The organism is Acidovorax sp. KNOB132 (assembly GCF_057541515.1).
The window spans coordinates 1-1,125 of the sequence record NZ_BAAJYT010000561.1 but is presented as its reverse complement, the minus strand read 5'-3'; the positions used below and the strand labels follow the sequence as shown (position 1 = coordinate 1,125).

Annotated in this window: 3 protein-coding genes; all 3 read right to left on the bottom strand. The window is 75.6% G+C overall.

What is annotated here, in order from left to right; all coding sequences use genetic code 11:
• The coding region (locus AC27IO_RS24655; RefSeq protein ID WP_498741270.1) for a DUF3325 domain-containing protein at window positions 1–283 on the bottom strand (283 nt) is incomplete at its 3' end.
• Between the two features lie 5 nt (window positions 284–288).
• Window positions 289–594 carry a hypothetical protein gene (locus AC27IO_RS24650; RefSeq protein WP_498741269.1) on the bottom strand — a complete coding sequence of 102 codons (306 nt, stop codon included), beginning with the start codon at window positions 592–594 and terminating at the stop codon, window positions 289–291.
• Window positions 595–602: 8 nt separating this feature from the next.
• The coding region (locus tag AC27IO_RS24645; protein ID WP_498741268.1) for a PepSY domain-containing protein at window positions 603–1,125 on the bottom strand (523 nt) is incomplete at its 5' end.

Here is a 1,125-nt window from a genome sequence, read left to right as displayed (position 1 = left end):
CCAGCACGGGCAGGCGGCGCGGCTGCCAGGTGGCCACGGCCGTGGCGCACACGGCGGCCAGCGACAGGGCCATGGTCCACCACGTCACGCTGAGCGCGGCGGTGCTGTCGCCCGGCCACGCGGCGGCATGCACGAGCGACAACGCCAGCAGCGCCCAGCCCACGCGGCGCAGCGTGCGCAGCTGGCGCTCGCCGCCTTCGCGGTTCCAGGCGTCCTGGTGGTGGCGGTCCATGCCCAGCGCCAGGCCCGACCAGCCGGCAAAGCAGAGAAAGAATTCGAACATGGCGGTCAGGCTCCTGCGGCAGGGGTGGAGGGGGTGCTCGGGGGCGTGGCGGAGCCGGTCTCGGTGGTGGACCGGCCCTGGGCGGCGGCCGCTTTCGCCCCGCGCGCGGGGCGCAGCCGCCAGGCCATCCAGCCGAGCAGGGCGCCGGTGGCCAGGAACGACAGGTCCATGCCGGCCCACACCCATTCGCCGGCCGGCAGCGTCACGCCCAGGTGGGTGTGCGTGGTGAAGGCGTTCAACACCGGCAGCGCGGCGAACACCGCGCCCGCCAGGCCCAGCAGCACGCTCCAGCCCCAGCGGTCCGGCCGCACGATGCCGATCAGCAGGGCCAGGCCCCACGCGCCGAAGAAGCACGACAGCTCGGCATCGGCGCGGCGTCCAGGTCCAGCGGCAGCAGCCGGTTGGAGGCCAGGAACACGCCGGTGGCCAGCGGCAGGCCGCCCAGCAGGGCCACGTTGAGGCTGGCCACCAGGCGCTCGCCGCGCCGCAGCGGCGGCGCAGCGGCGCCCTTGCGCTGCGCCTGCTGGCGGCGCTTGACGCTCCACAGCACCATGCCGGTGGCGATCATCAGGCTGCCCAGCACGCCGAAGCCGAACAGGCCCCAGCGCATGCCCGGCCCGGCGAAGCGCGCCAGGTGCAGGCCATAGAGCACGCGGTAGGTGCGCAGGGCGGGCGAGTCGGGGTCGATCAGCGCGAGCGTCTCGCCGGTGACGGCATCGAAGCGCATGCGGGCGGGGCCGTACTGCAGGCGGTCGCCGTCGTGGCGGGTGACCTCGATCACCGCCCGGTCGCCGTCGCGGCGGGCGCTGAGCCCGCCGATGCGCGCATCGCCCCAGGTGCGG